The 24,334-nt window shown below is 44.1% G+C and carries 27 protein-coding genes; 10 read left to right on the forward strand and 17 right to left on the reverse strand.

The window, feature by feature from the left end:
- Positions 1 to 28 precede the first annotated feature (28 nt).
- Both ACGHAV_RS12945 and ACGHAV_RS12950 read right to left on the reverse strand, forming a co-directional pair.
- A complete protein-coding gene (locus ACGHAV_RS12945; protein WP_390381339.1) occupies positions 29 to 1,018 on the reverse strand; it encodes an XdhC family protein in 990 nt (329 codons plus the stop codon).
- 109 nt (positions 1,019 to 1,127) lie between these two features.
- Entirely contained in the window at positions 1,128 to 2,024 is an 897-nt protein-coding gene (locus ACGHAV_RS12950) for an SGNH/GDSL hydrolase family protein (protein WP_390381342.1), read from the reverse strand.
- Positions 2,025 to 2,092: 68 nt separating this feature from the next.
- Between ACGHAV_RS12950 and hemN the strand changes: the two genes are divergently transcribed.
- Positions 2,093 to 3,466 carry an oxygen-independent coproporphyrinogen III oxidase gene (hemN, locus tag ACGHAV_RS12955; protein ID WP_390381345.1) on the forward strand — a complete coding sequence of 458 codons (1,374 nt, stop codon included), beginning with the start codon at positions 2,093 to 2,095 and terminating at the stop codon, positions 3,464 to 3,466.
- On the opposite strand, the gene ACGHAV_RS12960 is transcribed toward hemN, so the two are convergent.
- From ACGHAV_RS12960 to moaB, 7 genes are all read right to left on the reverse strand, one after another.
- Positions 3,453 to 4,685, reverse strand: coding sequence for an ATP-binding cassette domain-containing protein (locus ACGHAV_RS12960; RefSeq protein WP_390381348.1), 1,233 nt, complete (start codon positions 4,683 to 4,685; stop codon positions 3,453 to 3,455). The genes hemN and ACGHAV_RS12960 overlap by 14 nt on opposite strands.
- Positions 4,682 to 5,455, reverse strand: coding sequence for a molybdate ABC transporter permease subunit (gene modB, locus ACGHAV_RS12965; RefSeq protein WP_390381351.1), 774 nt, complete (start codon positions 5,453 to 5,455; stop codon positions 4,682 to 4,684). Before modB ends, ACGHAV_RS12960 begins: the two co-directional genes overlap by 4 nt.
- Before the next feature lie 146 nt (positions 5,456 to 5,601).
- Entirely contained in the window at positions 5,602 to 6,675 is a 1,074-nt protein-coding gene (gene modA / locus ACGHAV_RS12970; RefSeq protein ID WP_390381354.1) for a molybdate ABC transporter substrate-binding protein, read from the reverse strand.
- Positions 6,657 to 7,130 (reverse strand): molybdenum cofactor biosynthesis protein MoaE, encoded by a 474-nt coding sequence (locus ACGHAV_RS12975; protein WP_390381357.1) that lies wholly within the window; start codon positions 7,128 to 7,130, stop codon positions 6,657 to 6,659. Before ACGHAV_RS12975 ends, modA begins: the two co-directional genes overlap by 19 nt.
- A 1-nt stretch (position 7,131) precedes the next feature.
- Entirely contained in the window at positions 7,132 to 7,380 is a 249-nt protein-coding gene (locus tag ACGHAV_RS12980; RefSeq protein WP_390381360.1) for a MoaD/ThiS family protein, read from the reverse strand.
- Positions 7,381 to 7,412: 32 nt separating this feature from the next.
- Positions 7,413 to 7,889, reverse strand: coding sequence for a cyclic pyranopterin monophosphate synthase MoaC (moaC, locus tag ACGHAV_RS12985; protein WP_390381362.1), 477 nt, complete (start codon positions 7,887 to 7,889; stop codon positions 7,413 to 7,415).
- On the reverse strand, positions 7,886 to 8,392 hold the full coding sequence (gene moaB / locus ACGHAV_RS12990) for a molybdenum cofactor biosynthesis protein B (protein ID WP_390381365.1): 507 nt from the start codon (positions 8,390 to 8,392) through the stop codon (positions 7,886 to 7,888). Before moaB ends, moaC begins: the two co-directional genes overlap by 4 nt.
- Before the next feature lie 125 nt (positions 8,393 to 8,517).
- Here moaB and ACGHAV_RS12995 point away from each other — a divergent pair, with 125 nt between their 5' ends.
- The 3 genes from ACGHAV_RS12995 (at position 8,518) to ACGHAV_RS13005 (ending at position 11,256) form a co-directional block, all read left to right on the forward strand.
- Positions 8,518 to 9,300 (forward strand): HesA/MoeB/ThiF family protein, encoded by a 783-nt coding sequence (locus ACGHAV_RS12995; RefSeq protein ID WP_390381368.1) that lies wholly within the window; start codon positions 8,518 to 8,520, stop codon positions 9,298 to 9,300.
- Positions 9,301 to 9,312: 12 nt separating this feature from the next.
- A complete protein-coding gene (locus tag ACGHAV_RS13000) occupies positions 9,313 to 10,431 on the forward strand; it encodes a succinylglutamate desuccinylase/aspartoacylase family protein (protein ID WP_390381371.1) in 1,119 nt (372 codons plus the stop codon).
- Positions 10,432 to 10,521: 90 nt separating this feature from the next.
- Positions 10,522 to 11,256, forward strand: coding sequence for a 2'-5' RNA ligase family protein (locus tag ACGHAV_RS13005; protein WP_390381374.1), 735 nt, complete (start codon positions 10,522 to 10,524; stop codon positions 11,254 to 11,256).
- Between the two features lie 58 nt (positions 11,257 to 11,314).
- Here the strand turns inward: ACGHAV_RS13005 and ACGHAV_RS13010 are convergent, their stop codons facing one another.
- Positions 11,315 to 13,756, reverse strand: coding sequence for a zinc-dependent metalloprotease (locus ACGHAV_RS13010; protein WP_390381377.1), 2,442 nt, complete (start codon positions 13,754 to 13,756; stop codon positions 11,315 to 11,317).
- A gap of 360 nt (positions 13,757 to 14,116) precedes the next feature.
- Between ACGHAV_RS13010 and ACGHAV_RS13015 the strand changes: the two genes are divergently transcribed.
- The 5 genes from ACGHAV_RS13015 (at position 14,117) to ACGHAV_RS13035 (ending at position 19,562) form a co-directional block, all read left to right on the forward strand.
- Complete coding sequence (locus ACGHAV_RS13015; protein ID WP_390381380.1) at positions 14,117 to 15,292, forward strand: saccharopine dehydrogenase family protein; 1,176 nt, start codon at positions 14,117 to 14,119, stop codon at positions 15,290 to 15,292.
- 103 nt (positions 15,293 to 15,395) lie between these two features.
- On the forward strand, positions 15,396 to 15,836 hold the full coding sequence (locus tag ACGHAV_RS13020; RefSeq protein WP_390381384.1) for an SRPBCC family protein: 441 nt from the start codon (positions 15,396 to 15,398) through the stop codon (positions 15,834 to 15,836).
- A gap of 273 nt (positions 15,837 to 16,109) precedes the next feature.
- Positions 16,110 to 16,238, forward strand: coding sequence for a hypothetical protein (locus ACGHAV_RS13025; RefSeq protein ID WP_390381387.1), 129 nt, complete (start codon positions 16,110 to 16,112; stop codon positions 16,236 to 16,238).
- Positions 16,239 to 16,763: 525 nt separating this feature from the next.
- Positions 16,764 to 19,085 (forward strand): molybdopterin cofactor-binding domain-containing protein, encoded by a 2,322-nt coding sequence (locus ACGHAV_RS13030; protein ID WP_390381389.1) that lies wholly within the window; start codon positions 16,764 to 16,766, stop codon positions 19,083 to 19,085.
- A gap of 3 nt (positions 19,086 to 19,088) precedes the next feature.
- Positions 19,089 to 19,562, forward strand: a complete 474-nt coding sequence (locus ACGHAV_RS13035) for a (2Fe-2S)-binding protein (protein WP_039218518.1) — start codon at positions 19,089 to 19,091, stop codon at positions 19,560 to 19,562.
- Between the two features lie 328 nt (positions 19,563 to 19,890).
- Here the strand turns inward: ACGHAV_RS13035 and ACGHAV_RS13040 are convergent, their stop codons facing one another.
- The 4 genes from ACGHAV_RS13040 to ACGHAV_RS13055 all read right to left on the reverse strand — a co-directional run bounded on the left by ACGHAV_RS13040 (position 19,891) and on the right by ACGHAV_RS13055 (position 22,126).
- Entirely contained in the window at positions 19,891 to 20,334 is a 444-nt protein-coding gene (locus tag ACGHAV_RS13040; RefSeq protein ID WP_390381393.1) for an energy transducer TonB, read from the reverse strand.
- A 95-nt stretch (positions 20,335 to 20,429) separates the two neighbouring features.
- A complete protein-coding gene (locus ACGHAV_RS13045; protein ID WP_390381396.1) occupies positions 20,430 to 20,948 on the reverse strand; it encodes a YceI family protein in 519 nt (172 codons plus the stop codon).
- A gap of 4 nt (positions 20,949 to 20,952) precedes the next feature.
- Positions 20,953 to 21,501: a cytochrome b gene (locus tag ACGHAV_RS13050; RefSeq protein ID WP_390381399.1), complete on the reverse strand. Its 549-nt coding sequence runs from the start codon at positions 21,499 to 21,501 to the stop codon at positions 20,953 to 20,955.
- Positions 21,494 to 22,126, reverse strand: coding sequence for a YceI family protein (locus ACGHAV_RS13055; RefSeq protein ID WP_390381402.1), 633 nt, complete (start codon positions 22,124 to 22,126; stop codon positions 21,494 to 21,496). Before ACGHAV_RS13055 ends, ACGHAV_RS13050 begins: the two co-directional genes overlap by 8 nt.
- 357 nt (positions 22,127 to 22,483) lie before the next feature.
- On the opposite strand from ACGHAV_RS13055, the gene ACGHAV_RS13060 reads away from it, so the two are divergent.
- Positions 22,484 to 22,696 (forward strand): cold-shock protein, encoded by a 213-nt coding sequence (locus tag ACGHAV_RS13060; protein WP_390381405.1) that lies wholly within the window; start codon positions 22,484 to 22,486, stop codon positions 22,694 to 22,696.
- Positions 22,697 to 23,025: 329 nt separating this feature from the next.
- On the opposite strand, the gene ACGHAV_RS13065 is transcribed toward ACGHAV_RS13060, so the two are convergent.
- From ACGHAV_RS13065 to ACGHAV_RS13075, 3 genes are all read right to left on the reverse strand, one after another.
- On the reverse strand, positions 23,026 to 23,487 hold the full coding sequence (locus ACGHAV_RS13065; RefSeq protein WP_390381408.1) for a GyrI-like domain-containing protein: 462 nt from the start codon (positions 23,485 to 23,487) through the stop codon (positions 23,026 to 23,028).
- An 81-nt stretch (positions 23,488 to 23,568) separates the two neighbouring features.
- Positions 23,569 to 23,784, reverse strand: coding sequence for a TIGR02450 family Trp-rich protein (locus ACGHAV_RS13070; RefSeq protein WP_390381411.1), 216 nt, complete (start codon positions 23,782 to 23,784; stop codon positions 23,569 to 23,571).
- Between the two features lie 30 nt (positions 23,785 to 23,814).
- Positions 23,815 to 24,153 carry a hypothetical protein gene (locus ACGHAV_RS13075; protein ID WP_390381414.1) on the reverse strand — a complete coding sequence of 113 codons (339 nt, stop codon included), beginning with the start codon at positions 24,151 to 24,153 and terminating at the stop codon, positions 23,815 to 23,817.
- Positions 24,154 to 24,334 lie beyond the last annotated feature (181 nt).

A 24,334-nucleotide genomic window follows, 5' to 3' on the forward strand; every position in this document is an offset into this window, starting at 1 on the left:
GCGCACACTGTTTGCCAATTACTTTTTTCTAGCTGGCTCCAGTTGGCTTCTTGTAAAAAACTGCATGGCACTGCGCAATAACCGAAAGCGCAATATGCTCTGGCAAATCGCCACCAATATCAAAACCGGCAGGGCTAGCAAAGTAGTCACAGAAAGAGGTATCTGATACACCGGCTAATGTCATGATCTCTTGCTTTCTATGCAAAGGTCCCAGCATAGCGATATACATTAGCTTGTGCTGACTTAGCAATTTAAGTGACTTTGCATCAATATCTCGATGATGCGACATTAACACTGCAGCGTGAATACCATGCTGGGCGATGTGAATATTTAACGCCTCAATATCAGTGTCTTCAACTAGGAAATTCACCTCTGGAAAATGCTCTACCCTTGCTTGGGCTGGTCGAGGATCCCACAGTGTAACCGTCCACCCTTGTGCTTTAGCCATTTGCGTCATAAAGGTGGCATCGTAGCCTCCCCCGATAACTAATAGATGGATAGGTGGGACATGTGTAACAGCAAGCGTTTGTGTGCCTTCCTGTTGTTCCAGTTTCGCTTTTTGAGGACGAACATTAAGAGTGTCTAATGCTGTACATTTCCCCTGCTTCCCAGCAATATCGCATTCCCACGTACAGGCTGTTCCTTGTGACAGCAAACGACTAACGTTATCAAGTTCTAAATATTGATTATCTTGGTTTAATGAAACTAATGACAAGTGCACAACACCGCCACAGCCAACGCCCAATTTGAATGCGATATCCTCTTCATCTTCATCGTCGTACACCGCTGTTCGGCTCTTTCCATCATCCATAACGCGATGGGCTTTCTTAACAATGTCACTTTCTAAACACCCGCCGCTTAAAATTCCAAGTTGATGGCCTGCATCACTAAACAACATCATGGCGCCCGCCTTGCGGTAACAAGACCCTTGTGTTTTAAAGATAAATCCAAGTACCCATTTGTGTTTATCTTTAAGCGGTAGCCATTGTGAAAGTAAATGATTAACGTGATTACTCATGTCTTATTGCCTGTATTTGTAGCATTAACTCGCTTCTTAGCGATGTTTGCTTTTTGGATTCGCTTGTGTTGGATAATGGAAACACTGCATTCTTATAAATCCAGTAACCTTACGATTTTATCCATGTTTGCTTATTCAACACTACCATAATGCGGTCAACCCACAGTGAATACGCTTTGGATGACGGGTGAAATCCATCGGTTGCCATAAACCCACTGTCTTTCATATCTTGAAAGCGCGCAACGATTTCACTTCGCGGGCTCTTTGCGCTCTCGGTGTTTACTTGGGTATTGGCATTGATATTAGTATGAGTATTGGCACCTGCATCGACAACAACATCGGCATCGTTATTTTTGGGATTGTACATAATATCAAGGGGCAAAAACACGCTACTAGCTTCACCCTTCGCATTCTGTGAACATACAACATCCCGCAGTGCTTGATTGAACAGCTTTGCTCGCTGTCCTAATACCCAACGCAGCGGCTGTACAATAGCTGGAAACAGATTAATTGGGGGAAGCTCGCTGAATATTACGAGGTTACACTGAAACTTTCTAGCTAACAGAGCTTTTATTTGCTGGCATTGTTGCTGCCAGCGGCGAAGTGATGTGAAATGCGTAACGTCGTTTACGCCTACAGAAATAAGAGCAACATTAAACTTTTCCACAGATGCGTTTTGCAACATGTTAAGCACATCTTCGCTGGTATACCCTGTTTTCGCCTGTAGCACTACCCGTGCGCTACCTACGTTAGACAAAGCGGAATACAAAAGCCCAGACAACGCATGCTGCTGATGGGTGGCACCAACACCTGCTGCGGCGGAATCTCCAAGAACGAGTACATTTACTCCACTCTTCTCACAAAAAGTAGGGCTCTCAAATAGGCGTTCACCATCAGGTTCAGGAAGACGCAGCGTGCGCCTTCTTACCCATAGCCCTTGCGCCAATAACAAGGGAAATAAAACCAACAGTGCTGTGTTTAAAAGCAAAAGTTTGAAGTAGATCAAAGTGTGTTCCATCCACATGAGTAAACTAAACCTATCCCCTTTCTACACGTGTTAGCAAGTAATTGATTATGACTGACAGTAAAATAGCATCGCACCGTAAAACCATTCTTGAAATGTATGCCCAACATGCCCCACGTTACACGTCATACCCTACTGCATTAAAATTTGCCCCTGTAGCCCACGACATTCTTGTTGATGCGAATGAAAAAAGCGATGCTGACACACTGAGCTTGTACGTACACATCCCGTTTTGTAAAACACTTTGTTATTACTGCGGATGCAATAAAATAGTGACCCGCCACAGCGAAAAAGCTGATGTGTACTTGCGCTATATTGAAAAAGAAATTATTGCACGCCAACATCTGGCTGACGCAAAGCGCATTGTAAGCCTGCATTTGGGAGGGGGCTCACCAAGCTTTCTTAGTGAGTCACAGCATATTGAATTAATGTCGACTCTGCGCCGATACTTTTCGTTCGAGGTAGATGCCACCCTGTCTATAGAACTCGACCCACGAAACGTCACTAAACCCTATTTACGAACATTAAAGCAGCTTGGCTATAACCGCTTAAGCTTTGGCTTACAAGACACAGACTACAACGTTCAACACACGATTAATCGTGTGCAAAGTACCTCACATATTGCCGATTTAGTGTTTGAGGCAAAATCACTTGGCTTCGACTCGGTAAATTTAGACTTAATTTATGGTCTGCCACACCAAAACTTAGAAACGTTTAAAACAACAGTAGCGGCCACGAAAGCAATGGCACCCGATAGAATTTCATTATTTAGTTACGCACATCTTCCCGAGCGTTTCGCAGCGCAGCGGAAATTCAGTGACGATATGCTGCCCGATGCCACATTAAAGTCTGAGCTATATAGCTATGCTGTTGAAAGCTTTGCCGGTATTGGCTACGAAAAAATAGGGCTCGACCATTTTGCCAAGCCAACTGACGAACTAGCAGTTGCCTACAAAAATGGCGTGCTGCATCGCAACTTTCAAGGCTATACCACTCACGGTGATAGCGACTTACTCGGGTTGGGGTTATCGTCAATCAGTTCCCTAGGTAACGCTTTTGCTCAAAATCCTAAAAAGTTAAATGACTACTACCTTCAAATAGACAACAAGTTACCCACTGCTGTTGTTGGCTTAACGCTCACCAAAGACGATTTAATACGGCGAGACGTAATCTCAAGTCTTATGTGCAATATGCAGGTTGATATACAAGAAATTGAAAAGAGACATGCAATTGTATTTAGCGAGTACTTTCACAAAACCATTGAGAAGCTTAAGCCACTTCAAAATGACGGTTTACTATTAATGAAAAAACACTGGCTTTTAGTGCCTGAGAGCGCACGAATATACATTAGAGCAATTTGTGTGAAATTTGACGCATATTTTCACGAAGATGAAATGTCTCAGCGCTACTCTAAAGCAATTTAAACCTGGCTAGAACCTGCATCCCTTCTTTCAGCTTTAGCCTAGTGACAGACAGTTCGCTAATGCTGGCATAGAGGGTTTGACGTCGCTCAGGAGGATTGTCAAATGCGCTTTTGTGCGTTTTTTTGTGAAAGCCCTTGTGAAAATGCTCTTGTGAATTGAGCACGCTCAGTGTTATCAACACTTTTGCCTCTTTGTTACTACCCAGCGGTGCAATATGTGAAACCTTACATAGCAAGGCATTTAACATGCTTGATGTATGCGCTTCTTTCATCATGCTTACATTTGTGTCTAGGCTTACATCGCTGGCTTTTACGGCAACGCTTACTTTTCTCGTATTATTGTGTTGCGCAGACGACACCTGACTATCCAAGCAATTTTCCACAACTGCAGCTTGATGAGAAGCATAAACAATTTGATCGCCAATGCTTATTGCTTTAACTGACGCCGGCCAGCTTGATGTTTCCGCGAAAGGCGTTTTTGATTGCCTGTCAGCGTCAATTAATTTGTCGCGTAACGAGCCACAAAGTACCGCGCTGGGGTTATCAATAAGCCCGGAGTTAAATATATTGCTCAGCACATCGTTAGGAGAGCCGGAATATTTCAACTTACCGTCTTCAATGTAAACCAGTGCATCGCTGAACAAAGCGAGATCTTCTAAATCATGAGACACAAAAATACATGTAGTTTGTGTTGCCTCGCAGTGCTGTTTTAGAAATTGGTAAATTTTTCGTCGAGTTACAACGTCAACAGCACTTAATGACTCGTCTAGCAGCAACACATCAGGGCCGTTAATAAGTGCTCGTGCTATTGCCACACGCTGAGCCTCACCGCCAGATAACGACGAAATAGGTTTATCTAGCAGATGCTCACAACAACAGCCTGCCGCGGCCTTATCCACAGAAAGGGCTTTAACACCTTGATGCCGCTGAGCCAGTTTAAAATTGCCTGTAACATCCACGTGAGGGAACAGCATAGGCTGTTGAAACACAATACCTACTTTTGAAACTTGGCGAGTGTTTACGTTTTTATCAGCATTATCGCGCCTTGAGCTTACCCAGCCACACTCAACCACGGCGCTTTTTTCACTACCGGCAATGGCACGCAGCAGTGAACTTTTCCCCGCCCCTGATGGCCCTGTAACGCCCACAACGCGTGCGTTATTTTCACACGAAAATGACGCGCTAATACGACCGGGAAAGTTAACGTTTACTGAAGTCACAAACCGTTTCCCTTTTGTGCTGTGTCGCCATGTGTTTCTGTTTTTCTGAGTGTTTCTGCGTTGCTGCTCGGTGCTGGTACACGTGATAACGGCATACCGTTAAATTTGTACAGCACGCTTAGTAATAAAAAGCAAAATGCCAACAGGGTCAGCGACAGCGCATGCGCTTTTTCGTAGTCTAACGCCTCAACATTTTCATACAATGCAATCGACAATACTTGTGTTTCTGACGGAATGTTGCCACCTATCATCAATACAACACCAAACTCGCCAATAGTGTGGGCAAAACTTAACCCTACAGCCACCATAATCGAAGCTTTACACATGGGTACCATAATACGCCAAAACGCTTCTAATTTTGAAAAGCCCAATGAATAGGCGGCATCTAAATACCCCCGCTCGAACTGTGAAAAACCACTGTACAGAGGCTGTAGCGCAAAGGGAAACGAGTAAATAACCGACCCAATAACTAAGCCTTCAAAACTAAACGCTAGGGTTGAACCAGTTACCGCTTGCCATGTTTGCCCCAACCAACCTTGAGGAGAAAAGGCAATGAGTAAATAAAACCCTAATACTGTTGGCGGTAACACTATCGGTAGCGCGAAAACAGACATAACAAAGGGTTTGGCTCTGCCCTCCCAATTCGCTAGCGCCCACGCGAGCGGCAGTGTAATCACGAGTAAAATGGCACTTGTTAATACTGCTAGCTTCAAAGTAAGTGCTATAGCACTTAAGCTGGCCGGGTCACTGATATGACTGAAAAAGGACATAAATAGTTAATTCAATTTTGCAATATGTGAGTTATGTTCATTACATAGGCCTGTTTCTGCGTTTAAACCTTATTTATATCGTGGCTGTGTAGTGTTTGTACTTGCTAGCACCGTGTTTTTTTTACCGTATTTATTCTATGTAGAGGCTACTTACTTATTTGTTGGGGCGTGGCAACTGCTGGAAGGTAGCCCCACTCTGGTAACCGGTTTTGCACCCTCTGCGACAGTAAATATTGCACAAACAGATGGCTAGAGGAAATACCCTTAAGCCTTTCTGCAATTTCTCCGTTTAGCCGTATTTCTGTTTCACTTATTTCATTAAACACATTGGGCACTAGTTGCGCCGCCGATTTGCTATTTATAATAAGCGACTGAACAATGGGCGAATAATAGGTGCTTGGTACAAGTACACTATTCTCAGAATCGCCTTTTTTCTCTGACTCAAGCGTAAGTGAATGTGCCACTAAAGCACCAGAAACACTGCCTGTGGTAAAGAATTGATAGGTCTGCAGTACGTTCTTTCCTTTAACCTTGGTAAACATTGCTGAAGTTGGATTTTGCTCAGTTTGCGTTTGGTCTTGGCTTTGTTGATGAAGCTGTCGAGTCTGCATACTTGCTAAAACTTGCTCAGCCGCAACCCCGTAAGGCGCAAGCTTTGGATTGGCGATAGCCAGTTTTGCATTTGCCACCGACATTTCACTTTCAAATATTTTCGAAAACTGTGCAGGGCTTATCTCAGAATGAGATGCGTAGTTGGCATTTTTTTCATTGGTATACACAAATGCTAACCGTCCAAGTGCATAATTCACTAGATTGTCGCTATGTACCAAATGGGCGTCAACAAGGGCTTGCGGGCGGCTGCGATCTGCGGATAAAAACACATCAAAGCCAGCGCCATGCTGAATTTGCGCAAACAAAGTACCGCTAGACGATACCGTTATAGCTACATCGACACCGGTTAACTGCGTGAACTCACTGGCGATATCTCGAAGCGGTTTTGCAAAGTTGGCAGCAACAGCCACATTAACCGATGCATTCTCGGCTGCGCGTAACGGTAAAGGAAAAATAAGGCATATAGAAAAAAAGAAAAGTACAAAACGCATCAACAATGACCGTTTAAACAAAGCGATAAGTGGAGATGAGATAAGATAAAAATCGTGTACGGCTAGAGCACCGCTTCGATGCAAAACGTCGTTAACCCTCAACGTTTCTGCATCCATTTAAGTGCAGCTTGGTCGTCTGTGGCTTTCACCTGTACCCACTTTTCATCGGCACCTTTAAATTCCTTTTTCCATAGCGGAACCGACTGTTTTAGCATATCCATCAAAAAGCACGCGGCATCAAAAGCGGCTTGTCTATGAGGCGCGGCTGCTCCAACCCATACAATTTGCTCGTCATTTAAAATACGCCCAACCCTGTGAACGGCACCAGCACTTGTTAGTGAGAATCGAGACACAGCTTGTTCTACTAGCGATAACAGCGCATTTTCAGTCATGCCTGGATAGTGCTCCAGTTCAATGCCGTCTATATTCCCTGACTGATTATAGTCTCTTACTAAGCCAGTAAACGTAACGATGGCCCCCGTGTTCCCCGCAGCTGCATTATGTGCATTTTGCTGAAGCTGTTTATACAAAGTACCTTGGTCAAAGTCTTGCTGCTGGATAACTGCGAACACCTTATCCCCCTGTTACCGGTGGAAAAAGCGCAAGTTCATCGCCACTTCGCAGCACGGTATCTTGGTCGCAAAGCTGCTGGTTACAGGCAGTAAGCACGTTTGCATCAAGCGCTAACGCCCACTTTTCACTGCGTTTACCTAAAAGCGCTATGGCTTCAGCAACATTCGCGCCTTCATTAAGCGTTAATGATAATTGTGGCTCTTCACACACTTCACGGGTTTGCGCGAAGGTTTTCACCGAAATCTGCATATTTTTCACTTTTATCAAAGTTGAAATAGAGGCTACTGACTTGTCCAGTGGCCTGTTTTACCGCCTTTTTTCTCTAGCACTTTTATGCCCTCTAAACGCATGGCGGGGTCGATGGCCTTACACATATCAAACAACGTTAATAGCGCTACGTTTACCCCCGTTAGCGCCTCCATTTCTACGCCCGTTTTTCCACTTAGTTTGCAAAAACAGGTAGCGCGAACGCGGCTTTGTTCTGGTTCTACTTCAAAATTCACGTCTACTTTCGACAGCGCCAGCGGATGGCACAATGGAATAAGGTCGCTACAGCGCTTCGCACCTTGAATGCCAGCAACACGCGCTACGGCAAACACATCACCTTTGGCAATTTTAGCTTCACTAATTTGCGTTATTACGTCGTCATTAACGTACAAATAACCCTCTGCGGTAGCTTCTCGTTTGGTAACGTCTTTGTCGCTAACGTCAACCATGTTTGCTTCGCCACCCGCATTTAAATGGCTAAACGTGCTCATGACTCCACCAAATGTTTAACAAAGTTACACGGTCGAAAATCGGCATCCAGCTGACTTGAAATAATATTATCCCAAGCGGTTTTGCATGCGCCTGTTGAGCCGGGCAAACAAAAAATAACGGTATTGTTGGCAAAGCCGGCAATGGCGCGAGACTGAATGGTAGATGTGCCAATTTCTTGGTAACTAATTTGTCTAAATAGCTCACCAAACCCATCAACTTCTTTATCGAATAATACGCTAATGGCTTCTGGCGTTGAGTCACGATGTGTGAAACCCGTACCACCTGTAATTAGCACCGCGTGAATGTTTTTATCGGCAATCCACTTAGACACCACCGCTCGCTGTTGGTATATATCGTCTTTCACCAAGTCACGGTCAAACAGCACATGTCCTGCTGAGGTAAGGGCGTCTTTTAAATAATCACCCGATTTATCGTTGTCTAACGTGCGTGTATCAGAGATGGTGAGCACGGCAATATTTAGAGGCTGGCTAACAACAGACATATAAAATCCTAATTTGATCTGCGACATTTCGGCTGGTTTTGATAAAGTACCAGCAAAAATAAATACTTGGTAAACACTTTATAAGGGTGTGCACCATGAATTCAACAATTAAGTTGGCATAACCTATGTTCAAGAGCCTGACAACCGAGCAAGCCATGCGCTATAACCGTCAAGTTGTACTTAAGAAAGTTGACCTAGACGGCCAAGAAGCCCTGCTTAATGCTAGCGTGTGCATTATTGGTGTGGGAGGCTTGGGAACAGCCGCGGCGACAAGCTTGTGTGCAAGTGGCGTGGGTAATATTACGCTGGTCGATTTTGACACGGTTGAAGTAACAAATCTTCCAAGGCAAACCTTGTTCAGCGAACGAGATGTGGGTGAAGCAAAAGTAGAGGCCGCCAAAAAAAGGCTTAGCGAGATAAATAGCGAATGCCACATCACTTGTGTGAACGCAGCATTCGACGAAGCACTTGCTAGTGTTATTAAAAACTGTGACATAGTGCTTGATTGTACTGACAACCTTGAAAGCCGCGACACCATTAATGAATTGTGTTTTGCCAATAATCGACCATTGGTATCTGGTGCAGCAATTCGCTTTGAAGGGCAGCTGTTTGTAGCCATTCCTGGCCAAACCGCCTGTTACGGCTGTTTGCGCACCTTATTTTCCTCCGTAGATTTAAGCTGCGTTGAGGCAGGCATTTTTTCACCCGTAGTTAATATTGTCGGCACTTATCAGGCTTTATTAGCTATGCAGCTGCTTATGGGCATGTCGACCGTTCCCACAAATGCCCTGCTAACCTTTGACGGGTTAACTCATGAATGGCAGCAGTGGGCACTGCCTCCTAATACGCATTGCTCAGTGTGTGCGAACGGTATGTGTGAACAAATAACAACGCAAGATGAAAAGTAGAGACAAACAAACATGACAACCGAAGTAGTAAAGAAACACATGGTTGTGGCACAAAATGCCTCTGGCAGAAATATGAATGTGCCAATTTATAGAATGAAAGGTGCACGCCCAGGCCCTACCGTTTACATTCAAAGCTCTATCCACGGTGCTGAGGTACAGGGCAACGTGGTGATATACCATCTGATCCAGCGCTTAAAGCAAATGGATATTTGCGGCGAAATTATATTAGTGCCTAACTGCAACCCCATTGGTACCAATATAAAAGCAGGTGAATACACCCTTGGCCGCTTCGACCCCGTCAACGGCACAAATTGGAATCGTGGCTATTTCTTCGACAAAGAAGCCGTGCAGCAATTTGCGAAAACCGTTACACCTGAAGAGTCAGTAGCAGCCATTAAGGCTCGCTTTCGCGCACACCTTTCGGCAGCTATTGATAAGAAACTGGCAGAACCTTGGGGTTTAGGTTTAGCGCAACAGCTAAATTTAAAGTTGCAGCAGCTTGCCGTTAACGCTGACTACGTACTGGACTTACATAACGGGCCCGTTAGCACCCGCCACGTATATATTCCCGAATACGCAAAGCAAAGCGCCACGTTGTTTAACATTCCGCATTGTATCTTCATTCCAAACGTATTCGCTGGCGCACTCGATGAAGCTACTTTCTGCCCTTGGTGGACGCTTCAGGAAAATGTAAAACAGAACTTGCAGCGCGAAATCAACTTTGACGTGGAAGCATTTACGCTAGAAATGGGTAGCCAAGAAGTGATTAATTTTGCCGAAGGCGACATTGATGCCACCAGCATTTTAAGCTATCTGAACGCAAAGAACGTGCTTCATGAATGCGACATCACGCCGAGAGCAATGACGAGACTGGGCGTTTACCTTAAAGACTACAAAACCATGTTTACTGATTGGGGCGGCATGGTGGAATATATTGCGAAACCTGGGCACCCTGTATTAAAAGGCGAGCCAATGGCGCAAATTTTAAATATTGACGATTTAGATACCGACAACGGTAGCAGAACACTTACTGCTCCCTGCGATTTAATTCCTATTTTGCATTTCCCGTCGGCGTCGGTACTAAGCGGAACACAGCTCTACAAAGTGTTTACCAACTACGTTGAGCTTTAGAAGGGAAGCATAGCGTTACACGGATGTTCGCTTTTATTGTAAAGAAATTAAGGTGTCGATATTAACGATATAAATCGTATTTACGAGGAAATGTGGCAGCGTTTTAACCAAGCTCTTCATAATGAGGGGGTAAGCGTTGACCACAATATTCATAGTAACGCCGACACGCGACGAGGTGTAACCGCCCTCGCCTACATAGAAAAAAATGATACACAGGTAGCAACGCGAATTAGCGAGTTTTTAATGGGACTACAGCAGGTTATTCCGAACCAATACTTTTATCCTACTAATGAACTCCACCTTACCATGCTATCCATCATCTCTTGTGTAGACGACTTTACGCTAGACGACATTCATACCCCAGACTATACAGCACTTTTTCAAGAAGCACTTTCGGGGCTTCCTGAGTTTAACATTACGTTTGAGGGTGTAACCGCAACACCAGATTGTGTAGTAATACAGGGTGTTGTTGACCATGGAAAGAGCGGAAAAAACGAAGAAAACGATACATTAGCGCTACTGCGACAGAGGCTACGAAACGCTTTCAAATCATCGACACTTAGCAGCAGCATAGACGCTCGTTACACGCTAAAAACAGTGCACTGCACGGCCGTGCGTTTCTGTTCGCCGCTAAATACTAGCTCTAATACAAAAGCTAGCGAAAGCGAATTGTTACTTAACTACCTTGAACGCTACCGCAATCACAACTTTGGTACCATTACCGTCAAGCATATCGACCTTGTTTTCAACGACTGGTACCAACGCCTAAATAATACAAAGCGCCTTGCTCAAGCCTCGCTAGTAAAGATAAATTCCGTTCCATAAAAAAAGCGCTAGGATAAGCGCTTTTTTTTGAGCTGGTTCAATAAGTTCGAACCGTAAGTTAAATAGGTGAGCCTGGGGGAAGTGGTTCAACGTCGAACATTGCTGGCCATTCACCTGTTTCCCAATAACGCGTAAAGTGTTTGTGAATTACCGTAAAACGATTATTGTCAGCTTCATCTTCTAACCACTGCGTAAATTCCAGCAAGGTTTCCTGCGCTGCCAGCTTTGCCTCAGGCGCGAGCATGTCAGACGTTACTGCACGCATTACAGCGTTAAGGGCCACTAGCTTTAATCGCTCATTTAATGGGCTGCTATTTTCATTTCTATACCAATGTACATTTAGTATTTGTTTAAGCAGCAACGCTACATCTACTTTTCTTCGTCTGTCTTTACTGCTTGTTGCTTGCCACTCAAGACGATTCAACCTTTCGGGGTGCAGAAGCAGCTCAAACGCAAAATTCGATGCCGAAGCTGCAGCTGAAACCGGGTCTAGCATTAGGCCCATCTTACCTTTGAAGTGTTCACGGGTAATATCGTCGCCATAGGCTGTGGGTGGTATGAGTGCTAGCACGTTTTGAGGCATAGATAAGTAATCAGACGTAGTTGCTCTTATCAACTGCTGCATTGCGCGCTCTTGAATTGCGGGAGCTACGAATACTTGCCCCTGCGCTTTGGTGTAGTTGCCCTTTCGTTCATAATCGTACTTCAAGCCACCAACCTGCTTTGCTACTGCTTCTAGTTGATAACGGTGTAACAGATAAATGGGTACCAACGCATTTTCTAACGACGATAGTGTGCTATTAGGGGGCAGAGTATCAAGTCCAAGGTTATCTAGTGCCACTTGCCTTATATGAGAAATTTCATCGAAAGCATCAAGCGGGTTACTGCCATTTTCCCACATGTGGCCATTGGCAGAGGCATGCTTAGCACTTCGTGTATCGGGGTCAGATTTAAAACTTAATCCATCGTTTCGCCCTTTCACAATAATTTTTGCTAGCGCTTCGGCCTCTTCTACATCGCTGGCAAAGTCAGAGTAACCGTATGCAACAGCATGCTTATCCCATGCGCCAATGCCTTTGTCGTAAGCCCCCTCAAGCGACACCTTACCGTCTTTAAGCGTAATTCTAGGATGTGGGTAATCCATTACCGAAGCTCTGTCGTTTTCGCTGGCCGCAAAGTTGTGTGCAATACCTAACGTATGCCCTACTTCATGTGCAGATAATTGCTTAATGCGATCAAGCGCCATTTCTTGCTGTAGGCTGGTATCGGTGTTGCCATTTTTAAACGGACTGGTTAACCCCAACGCAATTAAATAGTCTTGGCGCACACGAAGAGAGCCTAAGGTAACGTGACCTTTAATAATTTCTCCTGTACGAGGGTCGACAACCGATGAACCATAAGACCAACCTCGCGTAGCTCTGTGAACCCAATTAATAACGTTGTAACGCACGTCCATTGGGTCTGCGCCCTCGGGCAGCACTTTTACTTGAAACGCATCTTTGTAACCTGCTGCTTCAAAAGCTTGATTCCACCAGCTAGCCCCTTCTTTAAGTGACGACATCACTGGCTCTGGTATACCGGGGTCAAGATAATAAACAATCGGCTCTACTGCCTCGCTTACCGCAGCATGAGGTGACTTTTTGTGAAGTCGATAGCGCGTAATAAAACGCTGCTCCGTGGGCTCGGTGATAGCCGTTGAATAATCGAAATAGCTGAATTTCCAATACCCTGAATAAGGGTGATAAACGCGAGGCGTGTAATTATCGTCTGGCAGCGCCACAAAAGAATGGTGCAAATGCACGGTTAAGCTCTCAGCATCTGGCGTTACCTGCTGCACAAAATTACCCGGCTTTTTACCAGCAAACGTAACCAATGCTTCTAGCTCGGTGTTCTTTTCGAACCCTTTTGTACGCTTGAGATAAACGCCACTGCGCGATTTATCTATGCTGTAGTTCCCTTGCTTTGCCCTGTTCATTCGGTTGCCAATGCCGTGAATATCACTAAGCAAAAATGCCGTATAATCCACCAAGTTAGTACTGTCGTTCGCTGCAACAATGGTAAACCCTGCAATTACCGAATCGGCAAACGCTTCATCAATACTTTGCTTCTCGGCCGCACTTCCCATGCTCGCGCGGTACTCGGTATTATGCTGTTTAAGCAAAAGCTTGTTACCAAATTGCTCGAAGCTCACTAAGCGCGTTCGTCCTAATTGACCTCTATCCAAGCCAATGTCATTCGACCCCACGCCGGAAGGCATACTGCTTTGAAATAAGAATTGTGAGGCTTGTTGTGGCACGGCCAAGTACACTTTGTCTGCCGACTCATCGTAATAGATAGGAATTAAGCCCTGTTTCAGCTGCATATTTTGTGTAAATTCAGCAATGGTAGGCAATGCAGCCCACACCGGAGACACACCTAATACCAATAAGGTTATAATACTTACCTTTAACGCCCTTCTCTTTTTGCTATTTTGAACAAAAAAGCCAAACAATTTGTGCATTTACGATTCCCTCTAACGCTTATGGTTATTCAATCAGTGTTTCGATTGTGAGTGTGCTTATACGTGTATTTATTTCCTGAAGCAATGTCTAACCTTACCTCTTTTTGCCTTATCACAAAACACAGATTCGATAAGTAGTTTTTTATCTTCTAGAAGTGGCGTAAATCTACAACGTCGCTAAATCTATAAGGCACGAAGATATCCAATGTTTTACGCAATACAGTCATGCAATAAATAGCCGTGATAGATAAAAACCCAAAACAACAATTTTGTGAATATACAAATATTATCGAAAAAAATGATACATCGCCGTGTTCATGCGTATATTTGGCTTATACACCACACAGATAGGACGAAATTATGAGTAGTGAACGTGAATTTGATGTTGTGATTTTCGGCGCAACAGGCTTCACAGGAAAGCTTGTTGCCGAATACTTTCAAGCCCAGTACGGAAACGACAGTAGTGTAAAGTGGGCTGTTGCAGGTAGAAACGAATCAAAGCTAAACGACGTTAAACAAGAACTTGGTATTCCAGATAGCGTGCAAAGTATTGTAGCTGATGGCGATAATGAAGACGCGCTACAAGCACTTACCAAACGCACTCAAGTTGTGCTGACTACCGTTGGGCCCTATCAAATTTATGGTGAAAAACTGCTCTCAGCGTGCGTAGATAATGGCACAGGCTACACCGATTTATGTGGTGAGCCTGCTTGGATGCACCAAATGATTAATAAGTACGAAGCAAAAGCCAAAGAAACCGGTGCAAACATTGTGTTCTCGTGCGGTTTTGACTCGGTACCATTCGATTTAGGTGTACATTTCCTTCAGCAGCACGCAACGAAAGAAACCGGCGCCGTTATTGAATACGTAAAAGGCCGCGTAAGAAAGATGCAGGGTACTTTTTCTGGCGGTACGGCAGCATCATTAAAAGCCACTATGGCTGCCGCACATAAAGATAAGGCTATTATGGCGGCGCTTATCAACCCGTTTTCCTTGGCAGGTAACGAGGTAATACAAGCGCAGCCAGACGGCAATAAACCTTACTTCGATGAAGCACTTGGTACATGGGTTGCGCCATTCATCATGGCTGCAATTAATACGAAAAACGTGCACCGCTCAAATTATCTGTCTGGCTATGCTTATGGCAAAAGCTTTCAGTACGATGAAATGATGATGACAGGCCCTGGCGAAAAGGGTGAAGCCATGGCTAAACACGTTGCACAAGATAAATCGTTAGCCAGTGACGATGGCCCGAAGCCAGGCGAAGGCCCAAGCAAAGAAGAACGTGAGAACGGTTTTTACGATGTTGTATTCACAGGCACTGCATCAAACGGCGATATGCTAGCGGTGTCGGTAAAAGGCGATAAAGACCCAGGATACGGCTCTACCAGTAAAATGATTGCGGAGTCGGCACTCTGTTTGTGTAAAGACGTATCCCTTAAAGGCGGTTTCTATACACCTGCTGCAGCACTAGGCGAAAGTTTAATTACCCGACTAGAAAAACACGCCGGCCTTACATTTACTATAGAAAAATAAGTAGGCTTCATGACGGCGCGGCTTTAACTTTGCAAAAGGAAACAGGCCGTGCCTATTCATTATTTACAGCGCACGAAAATCGTAACACGAAGTAGGATTACGTATGTTTTCAATTCATGTAGAAAGAGCCATAAACAAACCCATTCAAGAGGTGTTTGCGGCACTTAGCGACCATGCTAATTATTCACAGTTTAAAGGTGTGGATGAATCTAACCTATTATTGGAAGGTAACACTGAGAAAAACGGTTTAGGCGCTGTGCGTGAGATCATTGCTGGCGGCGCTAATCTGCATGAAGAAATTGTTGCTTACGAACCACCGTATAAACTGGGTTATAGAGTAATAAAGTCAAAGCCCCTTCCCTACGACCACCGTCTAGGCGAAATAACCTTGGAAGAACGCGATGGAAAAACCCACGTTACGTGGCGCTCACAAGGGCATATCACCATCTTTTTGTTAGGAAGCTTGTACTTCGACAAACAAATTCAAAAGCACGGTGCTCGTGCGTTCGGCAGCATCTTAAAGCATATTGATAATATGGCGTAGCAACAACCGTATTAGCTGTCATCAATGAAAGAGATGGGATGTGTGACTGGCTGTGGCGAGCGTGAATCGGACATTGGAATATCTTCTTCGCTGGTCAGATTCAGACAAGGAGCGGATATTCAGAAAATTTCCTTGAACTTCGGTCCTGGTCTCAGATCTCTATATGGAAAACATTCATCAAAACGTAAAAAATGATAATAAGTGCTTTGAGACCATAGTTCCTTGTATTACTGCTGATGACCGTTCAATCAAGCGGACATCAACAAATTAATAATGCATTTAGACAAATTAGACTCTCCGATTACCGCCAATACTTGTCGAGCCCAGCAGATTTTCGAACCTGCACAAACCTCAGTATTTGACGACTACACCATCCAACGAGATTTTGACTTTGATGCATAAGTTGCAAAACATGCGAGAGCTTGAACATACAATATGTTGAGGCAAGAACTTCCACAAATCTCATTTAGAATTTTAGTATCACAGTTCAGTTCACTGAATTATTTTGGCGACAACTCATTTCATATTTTTCAAAACACCCATCAGGAAAACATACCAGAATCAAATACGGCTGCCATTGTGCCTAGTATGGCGTTAATGCTTCTTATGCTCCGTCCTTAATCAGCGATGGCACGTTGATGGCAGCCAGCAATGCCCTGGCGGATAGTTATCCATTAGCCAGCACGGGCCGTGTTGAGCTTCTGCCCTTTTACTCAAGAAAATCGCGTTCGCAGCGAGTAAAGTCGCTATTACAATAAGGGGATCCCCCTACTTTAGCATTAATTATTATTAACGCTTAATAAAGTGTACGCAATGTTAGCATCTCATTAACATTTATGTAGCAAGCTGCAAATTTCTACGCCAAATAAACGACTTTTCTTAAGCTTAAGTTAACGATTGAAGGTCTTGACCTGAAACGGAGAATTTATGACAAAAAGCAACCATGCAGAACAAATAGAGGCGAAAACCTCCTCACAAAAACATGATCAATCCGGTAGTGATGACGAACACATTGTCGAGTTAGAAAACACCGGACGAAGAAAGTTTATTGGTTACATGCTTAAGGGGTCGAGTTTTGCTGTTGCGTTACATATAACTAGCGGAGCTATACGTCCTCAGGATGCCAACGCCCGGTTGTTAGGAATACCGGAACTTGCAGATGAACTGGATTTAACAGATCTGTTGCTTATCTCCGGTGACCCTTTCTACTACGATTATTTAATTAAGATAACGAGTGATAACCGTGTCCGTTTTGAGCTTCCAAGAATGGAGGTAGGGCAAGGTATATTAACTGCAGCAATGATGATTCTTGCCGAAGAGCTGGACGTTGAAATGTCCTCAATTGATGCGACTTTATCTCCGGCAGAAATCAGACGAGCGACTGGTCAAATTACAGGGGGGTCTCACGCCGTAACCTCTCTTTGGGATCCGTTACGCAAGGTCGCGGCAGCGCTGTTACATAAGATAAAATTGTCAGCCGCAGTGCATTTCGGGATTTCTGTGAACGAAATTAGTACAGAACTTGGCTTTGCAATTGATAACAATGGCAATCGCATTGCTTACTCTGAGCTCACCGCAGGTGTTGAGGGACGCAACGATGCAGCTCGACTGGCAAAGCCTAAAGACCCGTCTCAATACAAAATTATCGGTACGCCGCAAAAGCGGGCTGACGCGCGCGATATTGTTACCGGCAAACTAGATTTCGCGATGGATCTCGACATACCAGACGCGATGCCCACTGTGGTCGCTAGGCCACCCAGCTTAGGTGGTTGCGTGGTCACGTTTGACGATTCTGAGGCAATAGGCCTGCCCGGTGTCCTTGCCATCAAGGAAGTTCCATTGGATGTTGATGCAAATTCCTCTGGCGTGGCAGTTGTTGCGCGTTCCTTTGGCGAAGCTTTTCGGGCACGTGATGCACTTAAAATTTCATGGAGTGTGGGTGCTGCCGAACACCTGTCTGATGCCGAGGTCATTGAGCAGTTACGTGCGATAAACCTGCCAACCTTACCTAATATTCCTCTGGCTACCGATTCGGTTGGCGGCGAGTTCATCTTTCCTTATTTGGCACATGCCCCTATGGAAACCATGACAGCAGTTGCCGATGCAACCGGCTCAAAGATCAGGGTATGGACTGGCGCCAAGACGCCACTTGCAGCACAAGCCAAAATTGCGCGTGAACTTGGAGTCTTACCCACTGACGTTGAGGTGAATGTAATTCAGAGCGGCGGCTCATTTGGCCGTCGCTTATTTTTTGATGCAGCAGTTGAAGGCGCGCGTATTTCACAAATTGTAAACCGCCCCATCAAACTTATGTTTACCCGACAGGACGATACAAAGTTTGGCCGCGCACGACCGCTCAGCTTGCACAACGTAAAAGCGACTTACACTAGAGGTTTTTTAATAGGCAAAAAAGTGTTGTCGTTTGACCATCGCGCTGCGACCGCTGAATTGGATCTCGAACATGGCTTTGGCGACGGTATTACTGCATTGGGAGGAGAATTAGCTCCCGCTGCTTTCAGCCAGACAGTCTGGCACTCAACGCAACTAGTGCAATATAAGTTTGGTGTAACTTCCTTACTGCTAAACGAAAAAAAATTCGTTGTGCCAACCTCCTCTTGGCGCGGCATCTACTCCGGCACAGCTGCCGTTGCAAACGAGATAGTTGTTGACGAATTGGCACGCGCAATGAACGAGGACGAATGCCAGTTCAGATTACAAATGCTGGATGATGAGCGCTCCAAAGCTGTCCTGCGGAAAGTTTCTCGAGAGGGCAAGTGGGGAAGGAGAATGAAAAAAGGACGTGCCCAGGGCCTCGGGTTACATAAAGAGTATAAGTCTCGAGCCGCAGTGCTTGTTGAATTACAAACGTTCAAAAATCCGGAGAAAGAATGTAAAGTCACTAAGATTGTTGTTGCGCTGGATGTGAACCGAGTATTGAATCCAACCGGCCTAGAGGCGCAAGTTATCGGTGCGGCAACCGATGCCATTACCTACATGATTCGCACTAGTTTACACCTCGACAATGGCGCAATACGCGAGAGCAGTTATGGCGATTTTGAGATTGCTCGAATGCGCAACACGCCACCAAAAATTGAAGTGCACTTTATGCCGCCTAACGGAGAAACACCGGGAGGTGCAGGCGAGTTGGTAGTGCCTGCGGCGGCAGCGGCGATAGCCAACGCATTTGCCAGGGCGACGGGTATTGCACCACGTCGTTTTCCACTTCGTGACTTCTATCCAGAGGGTTAATTCATGCCACAAATTACATTTAATGTTAACAATAACCCGGTCTCTATCGACGCTGAAAACGATGATGAGCTTCTGTATCTCTTGCGTGATCGACTTGGTATTACTGGCCCAAAATATGGTTGCGGTGTTGGCGTGTGTGGCGCTTGCACTATCTTTAAAGACGGTGAGCTAGTTCGCCCATGCATTGTTCCGATGGAAGAAGTGGAAGGTGCATCGCTAACCACTATTGAAGGGCTTGCGGTCGATGATATTCTGCATCCGGTGCAAGAAGCATGGATAAACGAAGATGTCGCTCAGTGTGGGTTTTGTCAGGCGGGACAAATTTTAACCGCCGTCAAACTATTGGAGTCTAATCCCAATCCCAACGATCGTGACATTGATGAAGCTATGAGCGACAATATCTGCCGCTGTGGTACCTATCATAGAATTCGAAAAGCCATTAAACATGCTGCAGCTTTGATTCAGCAGACGACATAAGAAGCTAGTTTTTGGGAAAACGGGCGGGGGCTGAGAAAAACACTTCAATTTGTATAAACTCATAACTAATCTGAGTTTCTCGCCTATAGGGTTGGTAGTATTGTAGACTGCTTCAAGCGAATTGCTGGAGTTTCACTGCTTTTAATTGAAGGGCTGCTCTAGTACCCCCTCTGTCGTTTAATCACAAATAATTGAACGGGAGCTTCTGGCACATAGGGGTCGGGTATATTCACTAAAATCAACACTTGTGAACGACCGCTCCTTGCTTGAACAAAGATGCCGATAAGACTTCTATCCGCGTCGTATGAAATTTTGAACCAAACCTACATCAGCTACCTTTGATTTGAATTATTTCAACATTACTAAAGAACGTAGTATCAGGGTTATCAGTAAGGGCAAACTCTAGCGATACGTAATTGTTTCTGATTTTTTTGCTAGGTTTGGTAAAAACCCATCTTTGCACTGCAAGTATTGCACTTGCATCAAACAGCCCATCTTTGTCAGACGCTTCAACTTGAATGTCTGACACATTGCCGTCTTTTTCTATACTAAAGCTTACTAAAACAGCGCCCTCTAAGCCGTTTTTTACCGCGTATTGAGGGTACTTGGGCATTGCTCTTTTAATAACGGATACTTCGTTAGCTTCTTCATTCTGCGTAGGAGCAGCAACAGTATGAAAATGACTAGCGCCTAAAAGCAGCACAACAGCGACCGTGGTATAGGTGCCTATTTTCTTAAAACCACTGATAAAATCCTTGAATTGTGATGCCATGGTAACTCCTTGTTATTTTGAAGGTCTTTGCGTCCCATTCGATAGTTACAGATAACGTCATCACCATCAAGGTTTTTTACTTACTCATAAAAATCCTAATTTGGAATAGTTAACCTTAACCCAATCTCTCGACTCACCCACTCTGCGTCAGGATCAGACTCTTTGCCTATTCCAAAGGCCAGGCGGTCTATGTCAAATTCTGCGCTTAGGCCTGTTTGGTTTCGTGTTAACGCAAAAGTCACTAGGTGTGAAATACCACGTAAAGAAAGCTCGCCTTTTACCATGTAGCCGCTGTCAGTTTTAGCGATGTCTGATGCAACAAACTTCGCCGTTGGTGTGTTTTTGACATTGAACCAGTCGTCTTCAACCAAGGTTTCATCGTACATTGCATTGCCAGTTTCAGCAGATGCTAATGAAAACTGCGCTTCTATTCGCGGTTCAGTTTCTGGAGGCAACATCAGCGTGGCCTGCCATTCATTAAATTTACCAGTAAATGCCCTACCCGCATGCTCGCCAGAAAACTGTAAGCTCGCATTTTTAGAATTGATTTTTATTGTCTCGGCAAGCGCGCTGTATGAGAGAATACAACACATTAGCATTGTTAAAATTCGCATTTATTTACCACCACATTCTTTTTAGTAAGTTTTCACTGTGCTTAATCTTATGTAAAACAACCGCCCCAATATGCGCACATAAAAGCGCTACAAGCGTCAACACACCATACCAATGCACGGCATTCGCTATACCTGCAACCGTTTTATTTCTAGCAATTCCCGGTATATGCGGCCACTTAAGCCAGTCAAAAAACACAAACGTTGGCAACCCGAAAGGACTTGCCGAAACCATTACCCAGCCGGCAATAGGAATAATGAACAGCAGGCAATAAAGTGCAACATGGCCCATGGCCGCTTTGCGCCTTTGAGTAGGCGGGATTGAACTAGGAAGTGCGGGGCGAGGTAACATAAACCGTAGCACTAATCGCAATGCCATTGCCCACAATATCACCACGCCAGACGCTTTGTGAATTTGGTAAAGGTCGAATTGCTGTGCTTTTGGCAGGTCACCATTTACCATATACAAGCCAGAGCCAATCATAAAGGCAACGCCTAGGGCCATTGCCCAATGAAGCACAATGGCAAGAGAATGGTAGCGAGCAGGCTTATTCATCGGTTTTGAAAAACTCGCCTTCAATCATTACTTCAACATCGGTGCCTATCATGGGCGCATATTTATCCATTCCCCACGCCGTTCTATCAATGGTGGTAGTCGCTGAGAAACCCATGGTTGGCTTTCCTGAAAAAGGCTGTCGAGCCATTGCTCCATTTAACGTAACGACCAATGTTACAGGTTTGGTAATACCTAAAAATGTAAGGTTGCCTTTCATTGTTGCTGTAGTTTCGGTGTTCATTTTAATGCTTGTAGAAACGAAGTCGATGCTAGCGAATTCACCCGCATTAAACCAACCACTATCGGTAGCTAATGTATTGTTGAAGTCTTTTTCTTCAGGGTTGGGGAACGCGGTTTGTATCGACATTGGGTCGATAGAGGCAGTGACGGTAGAAGCTTCGATGTCTTCAGGGTTATAGTTTATGCTTGCTTCAAACTTTGCAAACCGTGCCACATAATTTGAAAGCCCAAGGTGGCTTACTTTCCAAACAATACTGGCGTGGGTTAAATCTACCTGATAATTACCTTCTGGAAGCTTTTGAAACTCTGTTTTAGCAAATACCAGCGACATGCAGCTCGCTAGAAGCAACGCAACGGATAACAAGATACCTTGTTTTTTTTTCATATTGTTTCCTAAAGGGACAGAAAAATATTGTGTAATTTATAAGTTAACTTGTAATGAATTGATCAGAGTTAAATCATAAGAAGTGAAAAACTATATCAATATTATGAAATAACCTCTTTTATACATCATCAAAAATATATTTATATACAAACTTACTTTTATAGCGTACTGTGCACCTGCTTTAGAAATTTAAAGCTTTATCTACTACTGCATTTTGTACTTCTTTTTCTTCTTTTATTAATTTAGGTCGAACTTGTATATCCATTTGCTCTATTGGTTAATGTTTTACGTGGTTTATCTAGAGTTCTTTCGGTTCAATACCGATACTGTTTTTTTAATTAATAAAAGGTTTCAAATATGTCTAACACAGTTACTGGTGTAGTGAAGTGGTTCAATGAAGAGAAAGGTTTTGGTTTTTTAACACCTACTGAAGGTGGCAAAGATGTTTTCGTTCATTTTCGCTCAATTGCTTCTGAAGGTTACAAATCACTTGCTGAAGGGCAGCAAGTGTCGTTTGTTATTGAACAAGGTCAAAAAGGACCACAAGCAGCAAACGTTGTTGCAGTTTAATTAACGTTCTTTTTAAAAGGCTAGTGCTAGCTGGCCTTTTTTATTTCAGCTCACCACTCCCCTAAAAATATCTACGCTAAACAACACTCTGTAAGACAATTCTAATAAACGTACCAATCTACAATAAGACTAAAAATCATGATTTATCATTATAACGGTGACAGCATAAACGCTCGTCCCCCCATCACCGCTATATCTGCGAACAAACTGAATGTTGTGTTTAAAGATAGTTGTCAGCTTAAAAACATTCATTTTCAAACCCTTTCTGATAAGAAAGCGTTCTTACGTTGGCTAACGACAATATAATTTAACGCTGGAATTAGGCTTAATTATTTAATTGATATATGTACATCAATTTGATTTGCGTTTGGGTAGTGTTCAAAGTCTACACCGAAGGTACGCGTGTATTCAGGTTTGCCTTCAGTGAAGTACTGCCAAACTGATGTCCATGCATCTATGGCTATTTGTGGCATTTCGCCTTTGTGGCTAAACACTAAATATTTCCCGCTTGGTATAGTTACGGTTTCTACAATTACATCTTCAGATAACGTTTTATCATCAAGATTACCATCGAAGCCAGCCAGTACCTTGAAGTTACCAGTATGGTCCGACTCGTAGTCTGAATAAACACCGTAAACGCGTTCCCCACCTTGGTAATCAACGAAAATAGTACTATCAAACTTTTCCCATAGCGCTGGGATCTTTCCTTTGCCCGGCGTCATTTCAGCTACATTATTTGTTATCGTAGAAAAACCGCAAATGTGCTGTTGCTCTATGTACTTCACTTCCATGCTTTGTATTCCCATTTAAGTTGGTGTTGGAATTAGTACTGGTGTATCCAATCTTTTGAAACTATACCGCAATGTATTGCCCTACTTCCAACCCTGACGCCACTGCGAAATGTTGTTTAAGTCTCGCCATGCTATATGATATTCGTTCTTCGACATTACCGCTTCAACAACACAGTCAATCATGTTGTTATCGTCGTCAAATTCTACCGACGTTACCATAAAATGCTTTTCTTTATTAAGTGGGCTAACTGCCGTCCATTTGCTTTGGAGCAACTTTTTGGGATGAACTTTATTCATTGTGATTGAATTACCTCACTGTTACCAACATCAGCCCTGATGGCTAACGATGCCATAGCTTAGCTTGCAGTCTATGTACTTCAACATTCTGTTCACTACTCGTGGCACGTCTATTCCATTGCTAACAGCGCATGCCGGACTTTCAACGTAAATATCACAATCGTCATATTGAACTTGTTGGCGAATAACAAAATCGTTTAGCTCATCAAACAAGTCGTCACTTAGCGGCACGGTACCCACAAAAATGTTTTCATCATCTAACTTATAAAAAGAAGCGCCGTTGATTTCTTTTTTGAAGGTGTAGGCTTGCATCATATCTAATTTTAATAAGCGGAAGCTTACCGACACAGTCTGCGTTGCTTTTGTCACTAGCTAAAAATCCCACTGCGTTGAATTGCGCTTATTATTTCATGTGTTGGCCTTTTCTTCACGTCTCATATCAAAGCAACCCCACACCAATAACTATTATAAAATGAGTAAAAGCGCAGCAGCGGTAGCAGCCCCCATAGTTAGATTGAAATGTCTACGTCTTGTGGGCGAACTTAGCCAG

The organism is Alteromonas sp. MTD1, from assembly GCF_042848195.1.
GTDB lineage: Bacteria > Pseudomonadota > Gammaproteobacteria > Enterobacterales > Alteromonadaceae > Alteromonas.

Excerpts from the sequence above, each read along its gene's own strand:
- ACGHAV_RS13005 (WP_390381374.1), top strand. The coding sequence starts at position 10,522 with ATGTGGCAGCGTTTTAACCAAGCTCTTCATAATGAGGGGGTAAGCGTT.
- modB (WP_390381351.1), bottom strand. The coding sequence starts at position 5,455 with ATGTCCTTTTTCAGTCATATCAGTGACCCGGCCAGCTTAAGTGCTATA.
- ACGHAV_RS13060 (WP_390381405.1), top strand. The coding sequence starts at position 22,484 with ATGTCTAACACAGTTACTGGTGTAGTGAAGTGGTTCAATGAAGAGAAA.
- ACGHAV_RS12995 (WP_390381368.1), top strand. The coding sequence starts at position 8,518 with ATGTTCAAGAGCCTGACAACCGAGCAAGCCATGCGCTATAACCGTCAA.
- ACGHAV_RS13065 (WP_390381408.1), bottom strand. The coding sequence starts at position 23,487 with ATGGAAGTGAAGTACATAGAGCAACAGCACATTTGCGGTTTTTCTACG.
- ACGHAV_RS12945 (WP_390381339.1), bottom strand. The coding sequence starts at position 1,018 with ATGAGTAATCACGTTAATCATTTACTTTCACAATGGCTACCGCTTAAA.
- ACGHAV_RS12980 (WP_390381360.1), bottom strand. The coding sequence starts at position 7,380 with ATGCAGATTTCGGTGAAAACCTTCGCGCAAACCCGTGAAGTGTGTGAA.
- ACGHAV_RS13025 (WP_390381387.1), top strand. The coding sequence starts at position 16,110 with ATGCATTTAGACAAATTAGACTCTCCGATTACCGCCAATACTTGTCGA.
- ACGHAV_RS13000 (WP_390381371.1), top strand. The coding sequence starts at position 9,313 with ATGACAACCGAAGTAGTAAAGAAACACATGGTTGTGGCACAAAATGCC.
- hemN (WP_390381345.1), top strand. The coding sequence starts at position 2,093 with ATGACTGACAGTAAAATAGCATCGCACCGTAAAACCATTCTTGAAATG.
- moaB (WP_390381365.1), bottom strand. The coding sequence starts at position 8,392 with ATGTCTGTTGTTAGCCAGCCTCTAAATATTGCCGTGCTCACCATCTCT.
- moaC (WP_390381362.1), bottom strand. The coding sequence starts at position 7,889 with ATGAGCACGTTTAGCCATTTAAATGCGGGTGGCGAAGCAAACATGGTT.
- ACGHAV_RS13045 (WP_390381396.1), bottom strand. The coding sequence starts at position 20,948 with ATGCGAATTTTAACAATGCTAATGTGTTGTATTCTCTCATACAGCGCG.
- ACGHAV_RS13040 (WP_390381393.1), bottom strand. The coding sequence starts at position 20,334 with ATGGCATCACAATTCAAGGATTTTATCAGTGGTTTTAAGAAAATAGGC.
- ACGHAV_RS13070 (WP_390381411.1), bottom strand. The coding sequence starts at position 23,784 with ATGAATAAAGTTCATCCCAAAAAGTTGCTCCAAAGCAAATGGACGGCA.
- ACGHAV_RS13055 (WP_390381402.1), bottom strand. The coding sequence starts at position 22,126 with ATGAAAAAAAAACAAGGTATCTTGTTATCCGTTGCGTTGCTTCTAGCG.
- ACGHAV_RS13035 (WP_039218518.1), top strand. The coding sequence starts at position 19,089 with ATGCCACAAATTACATTTAATGTTAACAATAACCCGGTCTCTATCGAC.
- ACGHAV_RS13010 (WP_390381377.1), bottom strand. The coding sequence starts at position 13,756 with ATGCACAAATTGTTTGGCTTTTTTGTTCAAAATAGCAAAAAGAGAAGG.
- ACGHAV_RS13015 (WP_390381380.1), top strand. The coding sequence starts at position 14,117 with ATGAGTAGTGAACGTGAATTTGATGTTGTGATTTTCGGCGCAACAGGC.
- ACGHAV_RS13030 (WP_390381389.1), top strand. The coding sequence starts at position 16,764 with ATGACAAAAAGCAACCATGCAGAACAAATAGAGGCGAAAACCTCCTCA.
- modA (WP_390381354.1), bottom strand. The coding sequence starts at position 6,675 with ATGGATGCAGAAACGTTGAGGGTTAACGACGTTTTGCATCGAAGCGGT.
- ACGHAV_RS13050 (WP_390381399.1), bottom strand. The coding sequence starts at position 21,501 with ATGAATAAGCCTGCTCGCTACCATTCTCTTGCCATTGTGCTTCATTGG.
- ACGHAV_RS13020 (WP_390381384.1), top strand. The coding sequence starts at position 15,396 with ATGTTTTCAATTCATGTAGAAAGAGCCATAAACAAACCCATTCAAGAG.